The 17,776-nt window shown below is 71.6% G+C and carries 17 protein-coding genes; 12 read left to right on the top strand and 5 right to left on the bottom strand.

What is annotated here, in order from left to right:
* Positions 1 to 114: 114 nt before the first annotated feature.
* Together ACFO0C_RS34300 and ACFO0C_RS34305 are read left to right on the top strand one after the other, a co-directional pair.
* A complete protein-coding gene (locus ACFO0C_RS34300; RefSeq protein ID WP_378070921.1) occupies positions 115 to 1,221 on the top strand; it encodes a sensor histidine kinase in 1,107 nt (368 codons plus the stop codon).
* Positions 1,218 to 1,880: a response regulator transcription factor gene (locus ACFO0C_RS34305; protein ID WP_378070922.1), complete on the top strand. Its 663-nt coding sequence runs from the start codon at positions 1,218 to 1,220 to the stop codon at positions 1,878 to 1,880. The genes ACFO0C_RS34300 and ACFO0C_RS34305 overlap by 4 nt, the downstream gene beginning before the upstream one ends.
* Here the strand turns inward: ACFO0C_RS34305 and ACFO0C_RS34310 are convergent.
* On the bottom strand, positions 1,877 to 2,113 hold the full coding sequence (locus ACFO0C_RS34310; RefSeq protein WP_378070923.1) for a hypothetical protein: 237 nt from the start codon (positions 2,111 to 2,113) through the stop codon (positions 1,877 to 1,879). The genes ACFO0C_RS34305 and ACFO0C_RS34310 overlap by 4 nt on opposite strands.
* Before the next feature lie 219 nt (positions 2,114 to 2,332).
* Between ACFO0C_RS34310 and ACFO0C_RS34315 the strand changes: the two genes are divergently transcribed.
* The 3 genes from ACFO0C_RS34315 to ACFO0C_RS34325 all read left to right on the top strand — a co-directional run bounded on the left by ACFO0C_RS34315 (position 2,333) and on the right by ACFO0C_RS34325 (position 5,785).
* A complete protein-coding gene (locus ACFO0C_RS34315) occupies positions 2,333 to 3,925 on the top strand; it encodes a lysyl oxidase family protein (protein WP_378070924.1) in 1,593 nt (530 codons plus the stop codon).
* Between the two features lie 118 nt (positions 3,926 to 4,043).
* Positions 4,044 to 4,691, top strand: a complete 648-nt coding sequence (locus ACFO0C_RS34320) for a response regulator (RefSeq protein ID WP_378070925.1) — start codon at positions 4,044 to 4,046, stop codon at positions 4,689 to 4,691.
* On the top strand, positions 4,688 to 5,785 hold the full coding sequence (locus tag ACFO0C_RS34325) for a sensor histidine kinase (RefSeq protein ID WP_378070926.1): 1,098 nt from the start codon (positions 4,688 to 4,690) through the stop codon (positions 5,783 to 5,785). The genes ACFO0C_RS34320 and ACFO0C_RS34325 overlap by 4 nt, the downstream gene beginning before the upstream one ends.
* Before the next feature lie 85 nt (positions 5,786 to 5,870).
* On the opposite strand, the gene ACFO0C_RS34330 is transcribed toward ACFO0C_RS34325, so the two are convergent.
* Complete coding sequence (locus ACFO0C_RS34330; protein WP_378070927.1) at positions 5,871 to 6,365, bottom strand: MarR family winged helix-turn-helix transcriptional regulator; 495 nt, start codon at positions 6,363 to 6,365, stop codon at positions 5,871 to 5,873.
* Positions 6,366 to 6,695: 330 nt separating this feature from the next.
* Here ACFO0C_RS34330 and ACFO0C_RS34335 point away from each other — a divergent pair, with 330 nt between their 5' ends.
* The 5 genes from ACFO0C_RS34335 to ACFO0C_RS34355 all read left to right on the top strand — a co-directional run bounded on the left by ACFO0C_RS34335 (position 6,696) and on the right by ACFO0C_RS34355 (position 14,406).
* Positions 6,696 to 8,480 (top strand): S8 family serine peptidase, encoded by a 1,785-nt coding sequence (locus ACFO0C_RS34335; RefSeq protein ID WP_378070928.1) that lies wholly within the window; start codon positions 6,696 to 6,698, stop codon positions 8,478 to 8,480.
* Positions 8,481 to 8,588: 108 nt separating this feature from the next.
* The gene (locus ACFO0C_RS34340; RefSeq protein ID WP_378070929.1) at positions 8,589 to 9,560 is read left to right on the top strand and encodes an Acg family FMN-binding oxidoreductase; all 972 of its coding nucleotides are present in this window, start codon (positions 8,589 to 8,591) and stop codon (positions 9,558 to 9,560) included.
* A 35-nt stretch (positions 9,561 to 9,595) separates the two neighbouring features.
* The gene (locus ACFO0C_RS34345; RefSeq protein ID WP_378070930.1) at positions 9,596 to 10,843 is read left to right on the top strand and encodes a sensor domain-containing phosphodiesterase; all 1,248 of its coding nucleotides are present in this window, start codon (positions 9,596 to 9,598) and stop codon (positions 10,841 to 10,843) included.
* Positions 10,844 to 10,945: 102 nt separating this feature from the next.
* A complete protein-coding gene (locus tag ACFO0C_RS34350; RefSeq protein ID WP_378070931.1) occupies positions 10,946 to 12,001 on the top strand; it encodes a D-alanyl-D-alanine carboxypeptidase family protein in 1,056 nt (351 codons plus the stop codon).
* 287 nt (positions 12,002 to 12,288) lie between these two features.
* Positions 12,289 to 14,406 (top strand): transglycosylase domain-containing protein, encoded by a 2,118-nt coding sequence (locus ACFO0C_RS34355; RefSeq protein WP_378070932.1) that lies wholly within the window; start codon positions 12,289 to 12,291, stop codon positions 14,404 to 14,406.
* Here ACFO0C_RS34355 and ACFO0C_RS34360 read toward each other — a convergent pair.
* From ACFO0C_RS34360 to ACFO0C_RS34370, 3 genes are all read right to left on the bottom strand, one after another.
* Entirely contained in the window at positions 14,364 to 14,804 is a 441-nt protein-coding gene (locus tag ACFO0C_RS34360; RefSeq protein WP_378070933.1) for an SRPBCC family protein, read from the bottom strand. The two genes, ACFO0C_RS34355 and ACFO0C_RS34360, sit on opposite strands and share 43 nt — an antisense overlap.
* Positions 14,805 to 14,848: 44 nt before the next feature.
* Positions 14,849 to 16,603 (bottom strand): hypothetical protein, encoded by a 1,755-nt coding sequence (locus ACFO0C_RS34365; RefSeq protein ID WP_378070934.1) that lies wholly within the window; start codon positions 16,601 to 16,603, stop codon positions 14,849 to 14,851.
* A gap of 67 nt (positions 16,604 to 16,670) precedes the next feature.
* Complete coding sequence (locus ACFO0C_RS34370; protein WP_378070935.1) at positions 16,671 to 17,042, bottom strand: STAS domain-containing protein; 372 nt, start codon at positions 17,040 to 17,042, stop codon at positions 16,671 to 16,673.
* Between the two features lie 65 nt (positions 17,043 to 17,107).
* On the opposite strand from ACFO0C_RS34370, the gene ACFO0C_RS34375 reads away from it, so the two are divergent.
* On the top strand, positions 17,108 to 17,383 hold the full coding sequence (locus ACFO0C_RS34375; RefSeq protein WP_378070936.1) for a hypothetical protein: 276 nt from the start codon (positions 17,108 to 17,110) through the stop codon (positions 17,381 to 17,383).
* Complete coding sequence (locus ACFO0C_RS34380) at positions 17,380 to 17,703, top strand: hypothetical protein (protein ID WP_378070937.1); 324 nt, start codon at positions 17,380 to 17,382, stop codon at positions 17,701 to 17,703. The genes ACFO0C_RS34375 and ACFO0C_RS34380 overlap by 4 nt, the downstream gene beginning before the upstream one ends.
* Positions 17,704 to 17,776 lie beyond the last annotated feature (73 nt).

Here is a 17,776-nt window from a genome sequence, read left to right on the forward strand (position 1 = left end):
CGGCGGGACGGTGTTCATCGGAGCGCGGGCCGGGATCGCACCGGCCGAAAGTGGGGGACGACGGCCGTACTTCAGGCCAATCCGGGGATCGTGCTCCGTGCGTACCATCGGCTCGTGGTCGAACCGCTCCGGGCGCTCCTGGCCGAGCCCCGCCCGCCGGACCCGCCGGCCCGGGGCCGCCGTGACTGGCTGCTGGTCGCCGTGCTTACGGTGGCCGTGCCGGCCGAAGGCCTGCTGAGGCCGGACGTTCCGGCCCGTGCCGCGACGCTGGTGATGACGCTGGCGCTGGTGCCGACGCTGCTGTGGCGCCGGGAGCGGCCGCTGCTGATGGTGGCGATCGTCTTCGGGGTCAGCTGGGTGGTGCCGTTGTTCACCGGGCACCAGCCGGAGCTGGTGTCCGGCGCGTTCGTGTTGTTGCTGGCGTTCGCGCTGGTCCGCTGGGGTTCGGGCCGGGAGATCGTGGCGGGTGCGGCGCTGATCCTGGTGAAGATCGCGGTGACCGCCACCGGGACCGACCGGGTGGCCGGGTTCCTGGTGATGTCGGTGATGTTCGCGCTGGCGGTGGCAGCCCGCTACCGCTCGCGGTTCCGGGCGCGGGAGCTTGACCAGGTGAAACTGCTGGAGCGGGAACGACTGGCCCGGGATCTGCACGACACCGTGGCCCATCATGTGTCGGCGATGGCGATCCGGGCGCAGGCGGGCATCGCCGTGTCGCGGACCTCGCCGGAGGGGGCGGTGGACGCGTTGCGGGTGATCGAGGCGGAGGCGGTGCGGGCGCTGGGCGAGATGCGGACGCTGGTGCGCGCGCTGCGGGACGGCGATCCGGCGGAGCTGGCGCCGTGCCCGGCGGTGGCCGATCTGACGGGCCTGGCCGGGCCGGCGCCGGAGGGCCCGGAGGTCGATGTCGAGATCGCCGGTGACCTGGGTGATCTGCCGCCGGCGGTGGGTACGGCGATCTACCGCCTGGCGCAGGAGTCGGTGACGAACGCCCGCCGCCACGCCCGGCGCGCGACCCGGATCACGGTGCGGGTGTGGGCCGACGCCGGCACGGTCCGGCTGTCGGTGACCGACGACGGTGACGGTGGTACGGCTCGCGGTGGCGGGTTCGGGCTGGCCGGGATGCGGGAGCGGGCGGCACTGCTGGGTGGTGTCTGCGAGGCCGGACCGGACGCCGGGCGGGGCTGGACCGTCACGGCCGTACTGCCGAGGGGTCTGGGATGAGCGTGCGGGTGGTGGTCGCCGACGACCAGGAGATCGTCCGGACCGGACTGACGATGATCCTCGACGCGGAGCCGGACATCGAGGTGATCGGGCAGGCCGCGGACGGGTTGCGGGCGGTCGAGCTGGCCCGGCGGCTGCGGCCGGACGTGTGCCTGTTCGACATCCGGATGCCCGGCGTGGACGGCATCGAGGCGACCCGCAGGCTGGCGGGACCCGAGGTCGCCGATCCGCTCGCGGTGGTCGTCATCACGACCTTCGACCTCGATGAGTACGTGTACGCGGCGCTGCGTGCGGGGGCGCGGGGATTCCTGCTCAAGGACGCCGGTTCGGCGCTGCTGGCACAGGCGGTGCACGCGGCGGCCGCCGGGGACGCGCTGATCGCGCCCAGCGTGACGACGCGGCTGTTGACGGCGTTCGCCGGGGCGGGTCCGTCCGGGCCGCCGCCGCAGCCGGTCGACGCGCTGACCGACCGGGAGGAGGAGGTGCTGGGGGCGGTCGCCCGCGGGCGCACGAACACCGAGATCGCCACCGAGTTCCACATCAGCCTGAGCACGGTCAAGACGCACGTGGCGAGCCTGATGGCGAAACTCGGTGCGCGGAACCGGGTGGAGATCGCGATGTGGGCCTACGAGACCGGGCGGGCCGGGCACCGGCGTTAGTTGTCAGCGTTGGCCCTCGCGAAGCCGTAGAGCACCGCCGCCACGATCAGAACGAGCAACGCGACGAACTTGACCAGCGCGAACGTGGCGGTGCGTGACTTCTTCCGCGCGCCGGGCAGGTCGGTCTTCGCCTTCTTCATGCCCCCGCGGGCGCCCTTGCGCGCGTCGACCAGGCGGGCCAGCCGCATCCCGACGAAGAGCGCGACGACCACGCCGAGGATGAACCCACCCAACCCTGCCTCCTCGGAGTCCGTGACCAGCCTTCCGGCGGTACAGCGACATGTCAATGCGCCGATGCGTCCGTCTGCCGGCGGGGGCGACCCCCGCCGACCGGCTGGACTCTCTACCGGATTCGTGCCCGGGCGGGTTCTTTTCACAGGGTTTTCACAGGCTGTCGCGTGGGATGCCGGTGCACGGCCGGAGCTGCTCCGGCCACATCGAGGGGGGAACGGATGACTGACGCGCAGAACCGTCGTCGTCGATCGCGCTGGCCGGTGGTCGGCGTAGCGGCAGGCGCGCTCGTACTCGCCGGAGGCGGGGTCGGCGTGGCGGAGGCGGCCGCGACGCCGCCCGCGCTGAACTTCGTCGCCGCGACCGGCACGGTGACGGCGGAGCGGTACGCCTACGACGGCGAGGTGTACGTCTCCCTGGACCTGGGCCTGCACGTGATCGCCGGCAAGGACCCGTTCGAGGTCCGGGCGAAGCGGGCCGGCTACGACAAGCCGATCGTGGCGTACCGGACGGTCCGCAAGAACGGGAAGAACACCCAGGTCAAGCTCCCGGCCGGGACGGTCAAGGACTTCACCGGCCTGGCCGACTTCACCACGATCACCATCAAGGACAAGAGCGGGAAGGTCGTCGCGAACTACAAGACGGCGTTCTGCGGCAACTCGTACAGCTCGGCGCGGACCCGGCGGGACGCTCCGGCGACCAACCCGTATCCGACCCGGTGCGGTGGCGAGAACCCGTTCACGCTCGGCTCGGTCTGGGGTGTCCAGGCGGGCTGGAACGCGCAGGTGGCGGACCAGCCGGCCGAGCAGGGGACGTTCGCCAAGCTGGTCGCCGGCAGGTACACGGCCGAGGCTTCGGTGAACCCGAAGTACCGCAAGGCGTTCGGGATCCCGGCGAAGAACGCGACCGCCAAGGTCACCGTGAACGTCGTCGACGTCAAGACCGACGAGCAGGGTGTGGCCGCGGCGCGGGCGCTCGACGCGCGGGAGGAGCCTGCCCTGGCCCAGGCGGTGACCGCCGCCGGTCACGACCGGCACACCGCCGAGGGCGACGCGAGCCGTCAGGTGTCGTCGTTCCGGCCCGAGTTCCGGGCGGCCGCGAGCCGTCCGGCGACGCTCGCCGCGGCCCCGAAGTCCGGCCCCAAGCCGGACCTGCGGTCGCTGCCGGCGTGGGGCATCTCGCTGTCGCGGGAGAACGGGAAGACGTACGTCAACTTCGGCGCCACCGTCTGGAACGCGGGCACGTCACCCCTGGTGGTCGACGGGTTCCGCCGGACCGGCACCGAGGTGATGGACGCCTACCAGTACTACTTCGACGCCAAGGGCAAGCAGGTCGGGTCCCGGCCCGCGGGCACCATGCAGTGGGACGCGCGTGAGGGTCATCTGCACTGGCACTTCACCGACTTCGCGCAGTACAACCTGCTGAAGGCGGACAAGAAGTTCGCGGTGCGCAGCGGCAAGGAGGCGTTCTGCCTCGCCAACACCGACGCCGTCGACTACACCATCAAGAGCGCGAAGTGGCGGCCGGACAACACCGACCTGTCCACCTCGTGCGGCGCCAACACCGTCGTCGCGGTCCGTGAGGTCCTCGACATCGGCAACGGCGACACCTACAGCCAGGACCGTCCGGGCCAGTCGTTCGACGTGACGAACCTGCCCAACGGCACCTACTACATCCAGGTCGTCGCCAACCCGGCGAAGCGGCTGGGCGAGCTGAACACCGCCAACAACACGGCACTGCGCAAGATCATCCTGGGTGGTACGTCCGAGAGGCGCACCCTTTCGGTGCCGAAGGTCCACGGCATCATCGGCTGACCCGGTCCAGTGGCGGGGATGTTCCCGCCGGTCGGCGGAGTGGCCGGGCGGCGGGAACGCTCTAGGGTGCCTACCGGCATTCGATCTCGTGGGCAGGGCGGCGGTTTAGTTGATCCGGGTGGTGGTCGTCGACGACGAGGCGCTGGTGAGGTCGGGGTTCCGGCTGATCCTGAACGCGGCGCCGGACATCGAGGTCGTCGCGGCCACGAGCGGTGCCGGTGCCTTCGGGGCCGTCCAGGAGCACCGGCCGGACGTGGTGCTCGTCGACATCCGCATGCCGGACGTGGACGGCCTGACCATCCTGGGCCGGATCCGGGACATGCCGGAGCCCCCGGTCGTGGCGATGCTGACCACCTTCGACGCCGACGAGTACGTGCTCAAGGCCCTGCACCTGGGCGCGGCCGGGTTCCTGCTCAAGGACACCGAGCCGGAACACCTGGCCCAGCTGGTGCGGACCCTGGCGATGGGCGGGGTGGTGATGTCGCCGAAGGCGTCCCGCACCCTGCTGCGCAGCCTGCCCCGGGCCGAGGAGGCCGTCGCGGACCGGGCCGACACCCGTGTCGAACGGCTCACCGAGCGGGAACGCGACGTGCTCGTGCTGCTCGCCGAAGGCCTGTCCAACGCCGAGATCGGGGTCCGCCTGCACCTCGGCACCGGGACCGTGAAGGACCACGTCAGCGCGCTGCTCACCAAACTGCGCGTGTCCGGCCGGGTGCAGGCGGCACTGCTCGCCCAGCGGGCCGGGCTGCTGGACACCCGCCGATGAGAGCCCGCCTGGTCCCGATCCTGATCGAGATCGGCCTGATCGCCGCGTCCGCCGCCGACATCTGGGTCGACCTGTGGAGCGACCACCCGGTGGCCGTCGCGTCCGGGGTGGTGGCGTGCGCCGCCCTCATGCTGCGCCGGCGGTTCCCGCTGGCCGTCGTGCTGCTCACCATTCCGGCCGCGCTGCTGGAGGCCGCCCTGGTCGCGCCGTGCGTGGCCCTCTACACGCTGGCCGAACGCTCCCGGAACCGGGTGCTGCTGACGGTGTGCGTTGTGCTGGCGGCGATCGCGTCGGCCGCGCCGTCACCGCTGGAATCCGACGCCGCCCCGATCGACGACAGCGTCGTCTACTTCGTCTACGCCCTGGCCACGGTCGTGCTGCCGGTGCTGCTCGGTCAACTGGTGCTGACCCGGCACGACCTGTCGCAGCGCCTCGACGAGATCGAGGAGGTCAAGGAGCACGAGCGGGTGCTGCACGCGCAGGCCATCCTCGCCCAGGAGCGCGCACAGCTGGCCCGGGAGATGCACGACGTCGTGTCGCACCAGGTGAGCCTGATCGCCGTACAGGCCGGGGCCCTGCAGGTCTCGGCGGACACCCCGGCGACCCGGGAGGCGGCCCGGACCATCCGGTCGCTGAGCGTCGGCACGCTCGACGAACTGCGCACCATGGTCACCCTGCTGCGGGCCTCCGGCGACGACATCACCCAGCTCACCCCGCAGCCGACCCTCGCCGACCTGTGCACGCTGATCGCCAACAGCGGCATCGAGGTGGACCTGACCGGCGATCTCACCATGACGGTCGGCACACCACGGCAGAGGGCGATCTATCGTACGGTCCAGGAAGCCCTCACCAACGTGCGCAAACACGCCCCGGGCGCCGCCGCGACGGTGGATCTGTGGCGCGACGGCAAGTTCGTCGGCGTTACCGTCACCAACGGCCCGCCGTCGCGCCCGTCGCTGCCGCTGCCCGGCGCCCACCAGGGGCTGATCGGCCTGCAGGAGCGCGCCGACCTGCTGTCCGGCACCCTGGAGTCCGGCCCGACCGGCGACGGCGGCTACCGCGTCCGGATGCGCCTGCCCGTCGACACCGACTGAGCGCGGCGGAACATCGTGCCCATCGGCGGGCCGCCGGCCAGGCAGCACAGCGCGATCACCGGGTCGCAGATGTTCTGGCCACGGGCTATCGGAGGCGGGGGAGTGCGTCGCGGGCCGCGTGGCTGAGCAGGCGCAGGTCCTCGGCGAAGCGGTCCAGGTGCTCCGGCGGCAGCGGCGCGACGAAGTGCCGGCGGATGTTCGCCACGTGCACCTGCGCCGCCCGTACCGCCGTGTCCTCGCCCTTGGTTGTGAGCCGCACCAGGGTGCCGCGCCGGTCGGCCGGATCGCCGGACCGCTCGACCAGGCCGGCCGCCTCCATCCGGTCCACCAGGCGGGTCGCGCCACCGGTCGTCAGCACCTGCTCCTGCGCGATCGAGCGCATCGGCAGCCCGGCGTCGCCGGCCCGGCCGAGGATCAGCAGCACCTCGAACATCAGGTGACTGATCCCGCACTCCTCCTCCAGCGCGCGCCCGAGAAGGTACTCCAGCCGGTTCGCCGCCCCCTGGAGCCGCCCGAACGCCAGGACCAGCTCGTGGTTCGCCGCGCCTCCGGCCGTCGTGATCTCCGCCTGCTCGTCCATCCTCGCCCCTCCCGTGCCGGGATCATCATGCCGGGCCGCCTCGGCCGGCTCCTCTACCGGCCTTTCCGATCGGCGGGCAGCAAGATTTTGCAACGACGTTCGGCGCTGTTTTCCCGCGCGTTTCGCGGTACGTGAATTCCGTCGAGATGTTTATATTTATTTCATCATCCCAGTTCAGAGCCCATCTTGATGGCATGGAATCGTTCCCATTCGCATTTATCGTGTTCTTCGCCATTGACCCGGTGGCGATGTCAGGCCAACCTCCTCCTCGTATCTAGATGATGGTTCTTGCAATGTAAGCAAGATCTTGCTGAGTATCGGAGGGCCGAGATGGGACCGCGTCGACGCACGATCGCGCTGCTGACCGCGATGACGTGCGCGTTCGTGCCGGTGGTGGTCGTGACGGGGCCGGTGTCCGCGGCGCCGGTCATCGCCGACGACGGCCTGCGGGAGGGGCAGACCTACCGGTCGTTCATCGTGACGCCACGACCGGGGTCGGCGACGTCGGTGACCGGCGCGCGCACGCTCGCCACCGGTGGCCGGGTGGTCCGGGCCGGAACGCCACTGGACGCCGACGGGGCCCGGGCGTTCATGGCGGAGCTGGCCGCCGTACCGGGAGTCGCCGCCGTCGAGCCGGACCTGCCGGTCACCCGCACGTCCACGCCCGGCGACCCCCGGTACGGCGAACAGTGGCCGCTCTGGCAGGTGTACCCGCAGACAGACAGCGCGTTCCGTGTCGACGAGGCCTGGGACACCGGCGCCGACGGCAGCGGCGTGACCGTGGCCGTCCTCGACACCGGCATCCGTCCGCACGCCGACCTCACGCCCAACCTGGTCGCCGGCTACGACTTCATCGCCGACCCGGCCAACACCGCCGACGGCGACGGGCGCGACGGCGACGCCCTCGACCCCGGCGACTGGAACGACGAGGGCGACTGCGGCGCGACCGCGTTCTCGCCCAGCAGCTGGCACGGCACGCACATCGCCGGGATCATCGCCGCCGTCCGCGACAACGGGATCGGTGTCGCGGGGATCGCACCGGCCGCCCGGGTGCAGCCGGTCCGCGTCCTCGGCACGTGCGGTGGACTGGACTCCGACATCGCCGACGCGATCGTGTGGTCGTCCGGGGCTCCGGTGCCCGGCACACCGGTCAACCGCACCCCGGCCCAGGTGATCAACATGAGCCTCGGCGGCTACGGTCCGTGCGGTCCGACCCTGCAGGCCGCCGTCGACAAGGCCCTCTCCCGTGGGGCGAGCGTGGTCGTGTCGGCCGGCAACGCGGCCGCGGACGCCGCCGACTACCACCCGGCCAACTGCGACGGTGTCCTCACCGTCGGGGCCACCGGCGACGACGGCTATCTCGCGTCCTACTCCAACCACGGCGACAGTGTCGAGGTGGCCGCACCGGGTGGCTGGGGATACTGGCGCAACAACGACCCCGCCCACCGGGTCCTGTCGACGGTCGACGCCGGCGCGCGCGAACCGGCCGGCGACTCCTACGGCGCGATGCGGGGTACGAGCCAGGCGGCCGCCCACGTCTCCGGTGCCGTGGCACTCCTGCTCTCCGCGCGGCCCGGCCTGACCCCGGCGCAGGTCGGCGACCACCTGATCGGTGCCGCCCGGGAACTGCCGCTGGGCGGCGGCTGGTACAACAGCCCGTACCCGATCGGCGCCGGCCTGATCGACGTGACCCGTACCCTGCACGACGCCACCGGCACCCCCGGTGGCGACTGCACGGTCTGCGCCGGCTCCGCCGCGATCATCGACGTGACGGTCCCGGCGGACACCCCCGGAACCGTCCATCTCGCCGGCGACCTGTCCCGCCTGGGCACCGGCCGCCCCGACTGGGATCCGGCGGCGACGAAGGCCATGCCGTACCTGCGAACCTACTGGGACGGCACGACCACACCGGCCTGGCGGATCCAGCTGTCCGGGACCACACCGGGAGTCACCGTCGCCTACAAACTCACGCTCGGCAGCTGGCCCACCGTCGAAAAGGCCCGCGACTGCGCCGAAACCCCGAACCGCACGCTGACCCTCCCCGCCGACGGCACGTCATGGGAGCACGCGACAGTGGAGAACTGGAACGGCACAGACCTCTGCGGCGGTACCTGACGGGGTACTTCGGGCCTGGGTGGTGGGGCGGACGGCCCTCTGCGGGAGGGCGGAATCGGCGAACACTCGGAGGCGTCGGGAGGTTACCGCCAGTCCTGGGAGGCCGTGATGAGCGTCGAGAGCAGCGTGCAGCAACGGGTGATCCTGGAGGACGGTGTGCGGGCCGCCACCCTCGCGCCCTCGCTGCACAACAGCCAGCCCTGGCGGTTCCGCATCGGCGACGGGGTGGTCGACGTGTTCGCCGACCCGGGGCGGCGGCTCGACGTGCTGGACCCGGGTGGCCGCGAGCTGATGATCAGTGTCGGTGCCGCCCTGTTCAACCTGCGCCTGCGGTTGCGGGCGTCCGGCCGGCTGCCCGCGCCGGCCTACTTCCCGGACGCGCAGCAGCCCGACCTCATCGCCCGGGTGTCCGTCGGCGAACCCGTCGAGGCGCCCGAGGACGTGCTCCGGCTGGCGGCCGCGATCGAGCACCGGCACACCAACCGGCAGCCGTTCGCCCGGGCCGCCATCCCGGCCGGCGTGCTCGACAGCCTGACCGCGGCGGCCGCCGCCGAGGACGCGGTCCTCACCGTGGCGAACCCGGTCAGCCGCAACGCGATCATCGCCCTGTCCCAGGTGGCCGACCGCCGGCTACGTGCCACCGGCGGCTACCGGGCGGAGCTGGCCCGCTGGACGACCCACCGCCTCCCGCACCGCGACGGTGTCCCGCAGACCGCCGCCGGCCCGTGGGACGCCCTGGAGACGATGCCGATCCGCGACTTCGGGCTGCTGCAACCGGGTGTCGGCCGGCCCACGGAGGCGTTCGAGCCGTACCCCAGCATCATGGTCCTGGCCACGACGGGCGACGACCGGACCGCCTGGGTCCGCGCCGGGCAGGCGCTGCAGCGCGTGCTGCTGACCGCGACCTGGCACAACCTGGCCACCACCCCGATCAGCCAGCCGGTGGAGATCCCGGCGATCCGCGAGCAGCTGACCGACACCCGTGAGGGCGTCTGGGCGCAGATGGTGCTGCGCGCCGGCTACGGCCGCCCGTCCGTGTCGACGCCGCGGCGGCCGCTGGGCGATGTGATCGACGGCTGACTCAGCGGTACGGGCGGGGTGCCGATAGGGAGTTGGTGAGTTCCACCGGCACCACCGGGCGTACCGATCTCGGCGATCTCCTCCGTGAGGACGCGCTGCACTGCGTCTACCAGCCGTTCGTCGACGTGGACAGCGGGACGGTGCCGGCCTTCGAGGCGTTGCTGCGCCCGCCCGCGGACTCCGGCTGGCGGTCGCCGGTGGAACTGCTGGACGCGGCCCGGGCGGCCGGCCGGCTCGCCGACCTGGAACGGGTGTCGCTACGGGCCTCGCTGACGGATGCGGCCCGGCTGTCGCACGGCCGGCCGGTGACGCTGTTCGTCAACCTGGAGCCGACCACGCTGACCCGGCGGCGCGACGTCGTCCTGGAGGCGATCGCGAGCCGCGCGGCTCACGTGCAGGTGGTCGTGGAGATCACCGAACGGGCGCTGGCCGAGGATCTCGCGGGCGTGCTGGCCGGGGCCGAGGAACTGCGGGCGGCGGGGTGCGCGGTCGCGCTGGACGACGTCGGCGCGCTGCCGGAGTCGCTCGCGTTCATTCCGCTGCTGCGGCCGGAGGTGGTCAAGCTCGACCTCAAGCTGCTGCGTACGGTCAAGGACCCGGCGACCGTTTCGGTGGCCGGTGCGGTTCGCGCCTACGCGGAACAGGCCGGCGCCGAGGTGGTCGCCGAGGGGATCGAGACGCCCGACGACCTGATCCGGGCGCAGGTGCTCGGCGCCACGCTGGGCCAGGGCTGGCTGTGGGGCCGAGGGGAGCGGGCGTTCACGCCGTCGGAGTTCCAGCCGGAACGGTTCGCGGCCCGGCCGATCGGTGCCGCGCTGGCGGCCACCCCGTACGAGCTGATCGGTGCCGGCCGCCGGATCCGGTACGCGCCGAAGCATCTGCTGGTGCCGGTGTCGAAGACGCTGGAGCTGATGGCCCTGGAGGCCAGCGTGCCGCCGGTGGTCCTGGCCGCCTTCGAGGACGTGCGGTTCTTCCGGCCGTCGACGTCCCGGCGGTTCACCGAGCTCGCCGAACGGTTGCCGTTCGTCGCGGCGCTCGGGGTCGGCATGCCGCCGTCGCCGGTGCCGGGTGTCCGCGGCGGGGCGCTGTCGCCCGGCGACCCACTGGCGGAGGAGTGGACCGTGGTGGTGCTCGGTGCACACACGTCGGCCGCCCTGATGGCCCGTGACCTGGGCGACACCGGTGTGGACGGGGACCGGCAGTTCGCGTTCGTGGTCACCTACGACCGGGGGCTGGTCACGGCGGCCGCGCACTCACTGGTGGGGCGGCTCACCTCCGGATGACCGGGTGCAACCGTTCCGCACTTCCATCGGGCCGCAATAGCACCTCCCGCCGCGCACAGTCGGATGTTCAACGCCGACTGAAGCCTGAGGAGCGTACGCCCGGTGAAGAAGCGCAACCGAGCCATCCGTCTCGTCGCCGCCGCGGCCATGACCGTCGCGAGCGTCGCGCCCGTGACCGCCGTGCCGGGACCGGCCCAGGCCGCGGTGCCCGACGTCGCGAAATCCTATGCCGGACTGATGTACCGCAGCCTGACCGCCGACGCGACGATGGCGCAGCTGCGTACCACCCTGGCCACGCAGCAGGCCGACCTGAAGAGACGCAACACCGACGCGGCCAAGGCGCAGCGGGCGAGTGTCGCCGCGCAGAAGAGGCTGGCCACCGCGACCACCGCTCACGCTGCGGTGTTCGAGAAGCTGAAGTCGGCCGAGCGGGCGCTGACCGACGCGAAGAACGCGCTGGCCCGGCAGTCGAAGCAGAAGCCCCGCAACAACGCCGCGATCGCCCGGGCGAAACGGGCGGTGACCGCGGCGACGACCGTGCGCGACACCCGCCGGACCCGGTTGCACCAGGCGGCCGCCGAGCTGCGCGCCGCGAAGAAGGTCGCGGGCACCACCACCACGGCCGTGATCAACGCGCTGGCCGCGGCCGGGAAGACCGAGGCGGCCATCGAGCAGACCGAGAAGCGGATCGCCACGGCCGGCACGGCGGCCGGCTACGCGGCCCAGGCCGCCGCGATCAGCGCGAGCGTCGTCGACCAGGTCCGGCCGGTCTTCACCGTCGCCGACACCACCACGGTGTACGGCATCACCGTGCACAAGAACGTCGCCTTCGCCTTCAAGCGCCTCATCGACGACGCGAAGGCGGACGGCATCGCCCTGTCGGGTGGTGGTTTCCGCACCAAGGAACGGCAGATCGAGCTGCGGACCATCAACGGCTGCCCGGACGTCTGGACCGCGCCCGCGTCGTCCTGCCGGGTGCCGACGGCGATCCCGGGCCGGTCGCTGCACGAGATCGGCCTGGCTGTGGACGTGACCTCGGGCGGGAAGACGCTGACCCGCAAGAGCAAGGCGTTCACCTGGATGACCGCGCACGCCGCCGAGTACGGCTTCGTGAACCTGCCCTCCGAGGCGTGGCACTGGAGCATCACCGGCGGCTGATCGGCCGTCCACTCAGGATGATCACCTGTGGCGAGCGGTCGACCGGTTCTGGGCGGCGGTCAACCGGGTGGCGGTGTTCGCCGGTCCGGCCACCGGTCCGGGAGCGTGTCCCGGCGGCGGGGCTGGCTGACCGCGATCCGGGCTCGCTGAGCCGACTCATTCAAAGGCATTTCTCAGGCCGCATACAGGTTTGCGTGACGGTGTCCCGGGATACCGCGTGTGACGGATTTCCCTAACCCTGACCGTTGCCGTTCCTGCTCGTTAGCCTGAGTGGAGTGAATGCCGGAATGCCTGTTCCTGACCGCCGTGTCCTCCGCAGTGTCGCCGTGCTGGCCACCTGTGGCCTGATAGCCGGGCTCGTGGTCGCCGCGGCGTCCTTCCCGGCCGTCGCGATGTCCGGGCTGGCGGCCAAGGCCGGCGCCGAGGAGCTCGGCGAGCTGCCACCGGCCCTCGTCGAGCAGTCGTCACCCCAGGTCTCCCGGGTGTATGCGTCGGACGGCAAGACGCAGATCGCGTTGATGTATGACGAGTTCCGCAGCGACGTGCCGCTGACGCAGATGGCCAAGAGCATGCAGGACGCGATCGTCGCCGCCGAGGACCACAAGTTCTACGAGCACAACGGCGTCGACCTGAAAGGTGTGGCCCGCGCTTTCGTCAACAACAACCAGGGCGGCGGAAAGCAGGGCGCGTCCACCCTGACCATGCAGTACGTGCGGATGGCGCTGGCCTATTCGACGACTGATCCGCAGGAGGTGGTGAACGCTACGAAGGACACCGCCCAGCGGAAACTGAACGAGATGAAGTATGCGATCCAGGTCGAGAAAGAGCTGTCCAAGCAGCAGATTCTGGAGCGCTATCTGAACATGGCTCCGTTCGGTAACGGCGCCTACGGGGTGAACGCGGCGAGCCAGGTCTACTACGGCAGGAAGCCGGCCGACCTGACCATCGGCCAGGCCGCGATGCTGGCCGGCATGGTGAAGGCGCCGACCGCGTTCGACCCGACGACCGAGAGCGGCTATCCGCAGGCGGTCGCCCGCCGCGACTACATCATCGACAACATGGTGGAGCTCGGTCAGATCACCGCCGCCCAGGGCGCCGAGGCGAAGAAGGAGAAGGTCGCCCGGACCGCGAAACGGCCCAGCCGGGGTTGCGTGTCGGTCGCCAAGAACCACTGGGGCTTCTTCTGCGACTATTTCTACCGGTGGTGGCTGGACCAGGAGGCCTTCGGCGAGACGACGTACGACAGGGAGCGCCTGCTGAAGAGCGGCGGCTACCGGATCGTCACCACGCTCGACCTGGACGCCCAGTCCGCGGCCCGCAAGCGGGTCACCGAGCACATCGCCGACACCAGCCAGAACGCGTTGATGCTGGCCGCCGTCCAGCCCGGGACCGGTGAGGTGCGGGCGCTCGCCGCGAACCGCAAGTTCAAGATCGACGACGCGGACAACCCGCAGAACCGGATCTCGTCGAACCCGGATCAGGCCCGTGAGGGCATCCGCGGCACCTATCCGAACACCACGAACCCGATCATCACCGGCAGCACCGGCGTCCCCGGCTATCAGGCCGGTTCGGTGTTCAAGATGTTCACCATGGTCGCGGCCCTGGAGAAGGGCATGGGCCTGGACACGACGATCTACTCGCCGCAGCGCTACAAGTCCCGCTACCTCGACTCGGCGGCCCCGGCCGGCTGCGGTGGGTACTACTGCCCGAGCAACGCGTCGGCCAGCGAGTCCGGCAACTTCAACATGTGGACCGGGTTCGGCCGCTCGGTGAACACGTACTTCATCCCGCTGCAGGAGCGGGCCGGCGCGGAGAACGTGGTCGCCGTGGCCAAGCGGTTCGGTGTGCAGTTCCGGTCGGCCGACGACGCGAGGATGGCCGACGACCCGGAGCAGGCGCACGAGTGGGGCGCCTTCAGCCTCGGCGTCTCGGCGTCCACTCCGCTGGACATCGCGAACGCGTACGCGACGCTGGCCGCCGACGGGATGTACTGCGCGCCCACTCCGATCCAGCAGATCACCACGGCCGCCGGCCAGAAGATCGACACCGGCAAGTCGAACTGCACCCGTGCCACCACCAAGGACGTCGCCCGCAAGGCCCTCGACGCGGCCCGCTGCCCGGTCGGTGACCGTGCCCAGCTCGGCAACTGCGCCGGCTCCACCGCGCCGCAGGTCCGCAGCGTGGTCGGGCACCCGGTGTTCGGCAAGACCGGCACCACCGACAGCGACAAGACGGCCGCGCTGGTCGTCGGCACCCGTGACCTGGTGGTGGCGGGTTACCTGGCCAACCCCGACTGGGCGGCGCACACCGACCACATGTCGCACGGCATCGTGAACCCGGCCGTCTACGAGACCCTCGCCGATTACATGAAGGACCGGCCGGAGGAGGAGTTCCCCACCCCCTGAGCGGCCTCCAGGACCTGCTTGATCTCCTCGATGCCCCGGGACACCCGGGCTTCGACGGCGGCGGCCATCGGGTGCGGCAGCACGTCGGTGGTCCACACCAGGCGGCTGCCGCCGGGCTCGGGGAAGACCTGGAACGACGCGTGGTGGTAGGTCAGCGGCAGCCGCTGGCCCTCCACCACGGCGTAGGCCAGGCGGCGCTGATCATGGTCGACGGCGACGATCAGCTCCCGCACCTCCCACCCGTCGGGCATGGTCAGCACACGGGTGTCACCGTCCATCCGGACCGCCGCGACCCGGCCGGGCAGCAGACGCTCGTGGACAGCGCCGACGTCAGCCACCGCCTCCCAGACGGCATGATCGGGAACGGACAGGACGGTTTCGACACGGACGGTGGCCACCGGACGACGATAACGCCGGCGTCGATGCTCGGCATGGTCCGGTCTCAGCGCCGGGTGGCCTCGCGCACGTTGACCAGCAGCACCAGCAGTGCGGCGGCCGAGCAGACGAAGGTCACCACGTAACGGCCCTCCAGCCACAGCACCGCGAGGGCCAGCACCACCACGAACGCGAGCAGGATCCGCAGCACCACGGCCAGGAACTTGCCGCGGACGAACCCCTCCACCCCGAGCAGCACCAGCAGCAGCACCAGGGCGGTCTGCTGCCCGGAGACCGGCGGCGGCGCCACCACCGCGCCGATCGCCAGCAGGATCAGCGGGGTGCTGATCACCGCCCACCATGACCGGGCCCGGCCCAGGAAACCGGCGGACGGCTCCATCGGCAGACGCCGGTGCAGCAGATGGGCATGCGGAAGCTGGGCGACCGGCTCGGCCGTGGTGGCGCGCCGCAACTCGTCGGCGAGCCGGGTCCGCTCCATCCGCAGGCTGAGCAGCCGCTGCTCCCGGGCGGCGAGATCCCGGATCTCCGGCGACGCGGCGGGCAGGCCCGCCGCGGCCACCGTCAACTCGTGCCGCATGGCGTCCACCTCGTCGTCCAGCTCGGCGAGACGATCAAGATCACGCTGGGTACGGATGGCGACGAGCCGCCGCTCCTCGGCCTGATCGGGCACCACCTTCGCCAGCCCGGCCCACCCGACCGGGTCCGCCCAGGCCGGCCGCACCGTGCCGTCGCGCCCGTAGCGGGGACCGGCCGGCCCGCGCTCACCACCGAGCCGGTCCCGGGTGTCCCGCCCCCACAGCCCGCGGAAGTCACGCACCCAGCCGGTCTCGTCGTCGATCTCCACCGGGTGCCAGGCCTCGGGCTGGCCGGGGCCGACCGCACGTCCGTCGCCGCGCGCGTAGTCCACGTACGGAATCCCGAGGCTGCTCTGATCCTCCGGTGACCAGGGGGCCAGGAGCCGCGCCGACCACCGCAACGCGCCGACCAGCCCGCGCAGCCGTGGCGGCCGCACCGTGATCAGGTAGTCGCCGGGAAGATACGCGCCGGAGTGCGAGCCCGCCCCGACGAAGACCACCGGATGCCGCCCGCCGACGGTCGTGAGGTCCGGGTCGTCCCACCGGCGCCGCAGATCGTCGCCGACCTCGTCGTGCGCGGAGAACACCACCCACGCCGGGGTCGGCAGCCCGTCCGGCCCGGCCTCGGCGGCCGCGTCGACGAAGACGGTCACCTGCTCCCAGTCGGCCTCGTGCTCGTTGACCCCGCCGAACGCCGACCGCCAGTTGTTGAAGTTGTAGAAGAACCAGTACTGGCAGACGATCCACGACCCGTCGCGCACCACCCGCCCGTAGTAGGTGGGTTCCGTGACGTCGAGATGGTCGCGCTGCAGCAGGAACGACCGGGCAGCCGAACCACCCGGGACACTGCCCCGGAACAGCAGCGAGAACCTGTTGAGCGTGTCGACGAGCCGCCCGGTCAGCCCGACGGCGCCGAGACGGCTGGACCGGGACAGGTGCGGCGGGCGGTCCCGCAGCGGGATGTGCGTCAGATGCTTGTCGCCGGTGCCGATGCCGGACAGCGCGTAACCGAGGCCCTGCTCGGCGCCGCCGGCCGCGGCCAGCCCGTCGAGGGTCAGCCCGCCCGGCGCGACGATCGGGATCGGCCCCTGCCCGGGCTCGTGCCGCCACAGGCTGGCCCGGCTGACGTAGCGCTCGACCGAGACGGGGAAGAAGTATTCACCCTCGGTGAACCTGGCCACCGGCTCGTAGGCGCGTAACAGCCGAAGGTCGTCCCCGTTCGCCAAGACCCCATGGCTCCTTCCCGCGTGCGTCCGCGTGCCGAGGTTATCGCCCGGTCACACGTAACCCCGATCACCACCGGCTTCCGGCGGGTCCGTCCGGCGGATCGAGGAGGTGGTCGAGACCGACCACCCGCAGCACCCGGTCGACGATGCCCTGTGCCCCGCAGAGCCGTAGAGTGACCCCGGCCCGTTCGGCGGCGAGGTAGCCCTCGATCAGTGCGTTGATCGCCTCCGAGTCGATGAAGGTCACCTGCCGCAGGTCGACCAGGATGCGCTGGCCGGGGTCGTCGGCGACCAGGTCGAGCAGCGCCTTGCGCAGGTCGTCGCGGGTGCCGATGTCGAATGCGCCCGCGAGCAGGACCCGCGCCGTCGCGCTCCCGCCCGCCGGTTCCAGCGCGATGGTGTAGTAGTCGTCCGCCACGAAGTAGTTGTCTACCAGCAAATAAACACGGTCTTGTCACAAAGGGGCCATTGGACGCCGTCTGACGAACGTTTTACGCTGGTGGAGTGGGGTACGAATGGCTGACCGAGGCTCTGGCGCGTCTGCGTGACATCGAGTCGCAGGAGGTCACCCAGGTTCTCTCGGCCGAGCGGCGCCTGCCGCTGGCCGCGGAGAGCGCCGGGGTGCACTTCCTGACGATCAGCGGGCGCACCGGGACCGGCCGGCCCCTCGTCGTCGCCGTGCGGCTGCTCGGCGGGCACCGGCAGCAGATCATCGGCGCCCGCGAGATGACCCCCGACGAGTTGGTGCGGTTCAAGGCCTGGGAGGCGGACGCGTCATGAGTCAGCAGCACAGCGACGAGCAGATCTCGGCGGCCGCGGCGGCGTTCGCCGCCGGGGACGTCACGTATCACGAGGGGACGCTGGTGCAGCTGCCCCCGAAGCCGGAGGCCGAGCCGATGGTGCCGCTCGGCATCCGGGTCCCGCCGGCCCTCGCCGAGCGGGTGCGGGCCGCGGCCGACCAGGCCGGTATCCCCTACTCCCAGCTGGTCCGTGAGTGGATCGAGCTGGGTCTCACCGACATGGCCGGCGACATCACCGTCTCGGTGGCGGTCCTGCGTCGGGCCATAGCCCACGCCGCCCAGACCGGTCACGCCGCCTGACCTGGCCCCCGGCCGAGGGCGATCCGGATGCGGACGTGAATCGATACTGCGGCGTCGCGATCAAGGAGTAGCC

It is taken from the genome of Actinoplanes subglobosus (assembly GCF_042650585.1).
GTDB lineage: Bacteria > Actinomycetota > Actinomycetes > Mycobacteriales > Micromonosporaceae > Actinoplanes > Actinoplanes subglobosus.

Bases quoted from the DNA above. Each gene is read 5' to 3' on its own strand.
- ACFO0C_RS34305 (WP_378070922.1), top strand. From the start codon at position 1,218: ATGAGCGTGCGGGTGGTGGTCGCCGACGACCAGGAGATCGTCCGGACC.
- ACFO0C_RS34315 (WP_378070924.1), top strand. From the start codon at position 2,333: ATGACTGACGCGCAGAACCGTCGTCGTCGATCGCGCTGGCCGGTGGTC.
- ACFO0C_RS34325 (WP_378070926.1), top strand. From the start codon at position 4,688: ATGAGAGCCCGCCTGGTCCCGATCCTGATCGAGATCGGCCTGATCGCC.
- ACFO0C_RS34330 (WP_378070927.1), bottom strand. From the start codon at position 6,365: ATGGACGAGCAGGCGGAGATCACGACGGCCGGAGGCGCGGCGAACCAC.
- ACFO0C_RS34335 (WP_378070928.1), top strand. From the start codon at position 6,696: ATGGGACCGCGTCGACGCACGATCGCGCTGCTGACCGCGATGACGTGC.
- ACFO0C_RS34340 (WP_378070929.1), top strand. From the start codon at position 8,589: ATGAGCGTCGAGAGCAGCGTGCAGCAACGGGTGATCCTGGAGGACGGT.
- ACFO0C_RS34355 (WP_378070932.1), top strand. From the start codon at position 12,289: ATGCCTGTTCCTGACCGCCGTGTCCTCCGCAGTGTCGCCGTGCTGGCC.
- ACFO0C_RS34380 (WP_378070937.1), top strand. From the start codon at position 17,380: ATGAGTCAGCAGCACAGCGACGAGCAGATCTCGGCGGCCGCGGCGGCG.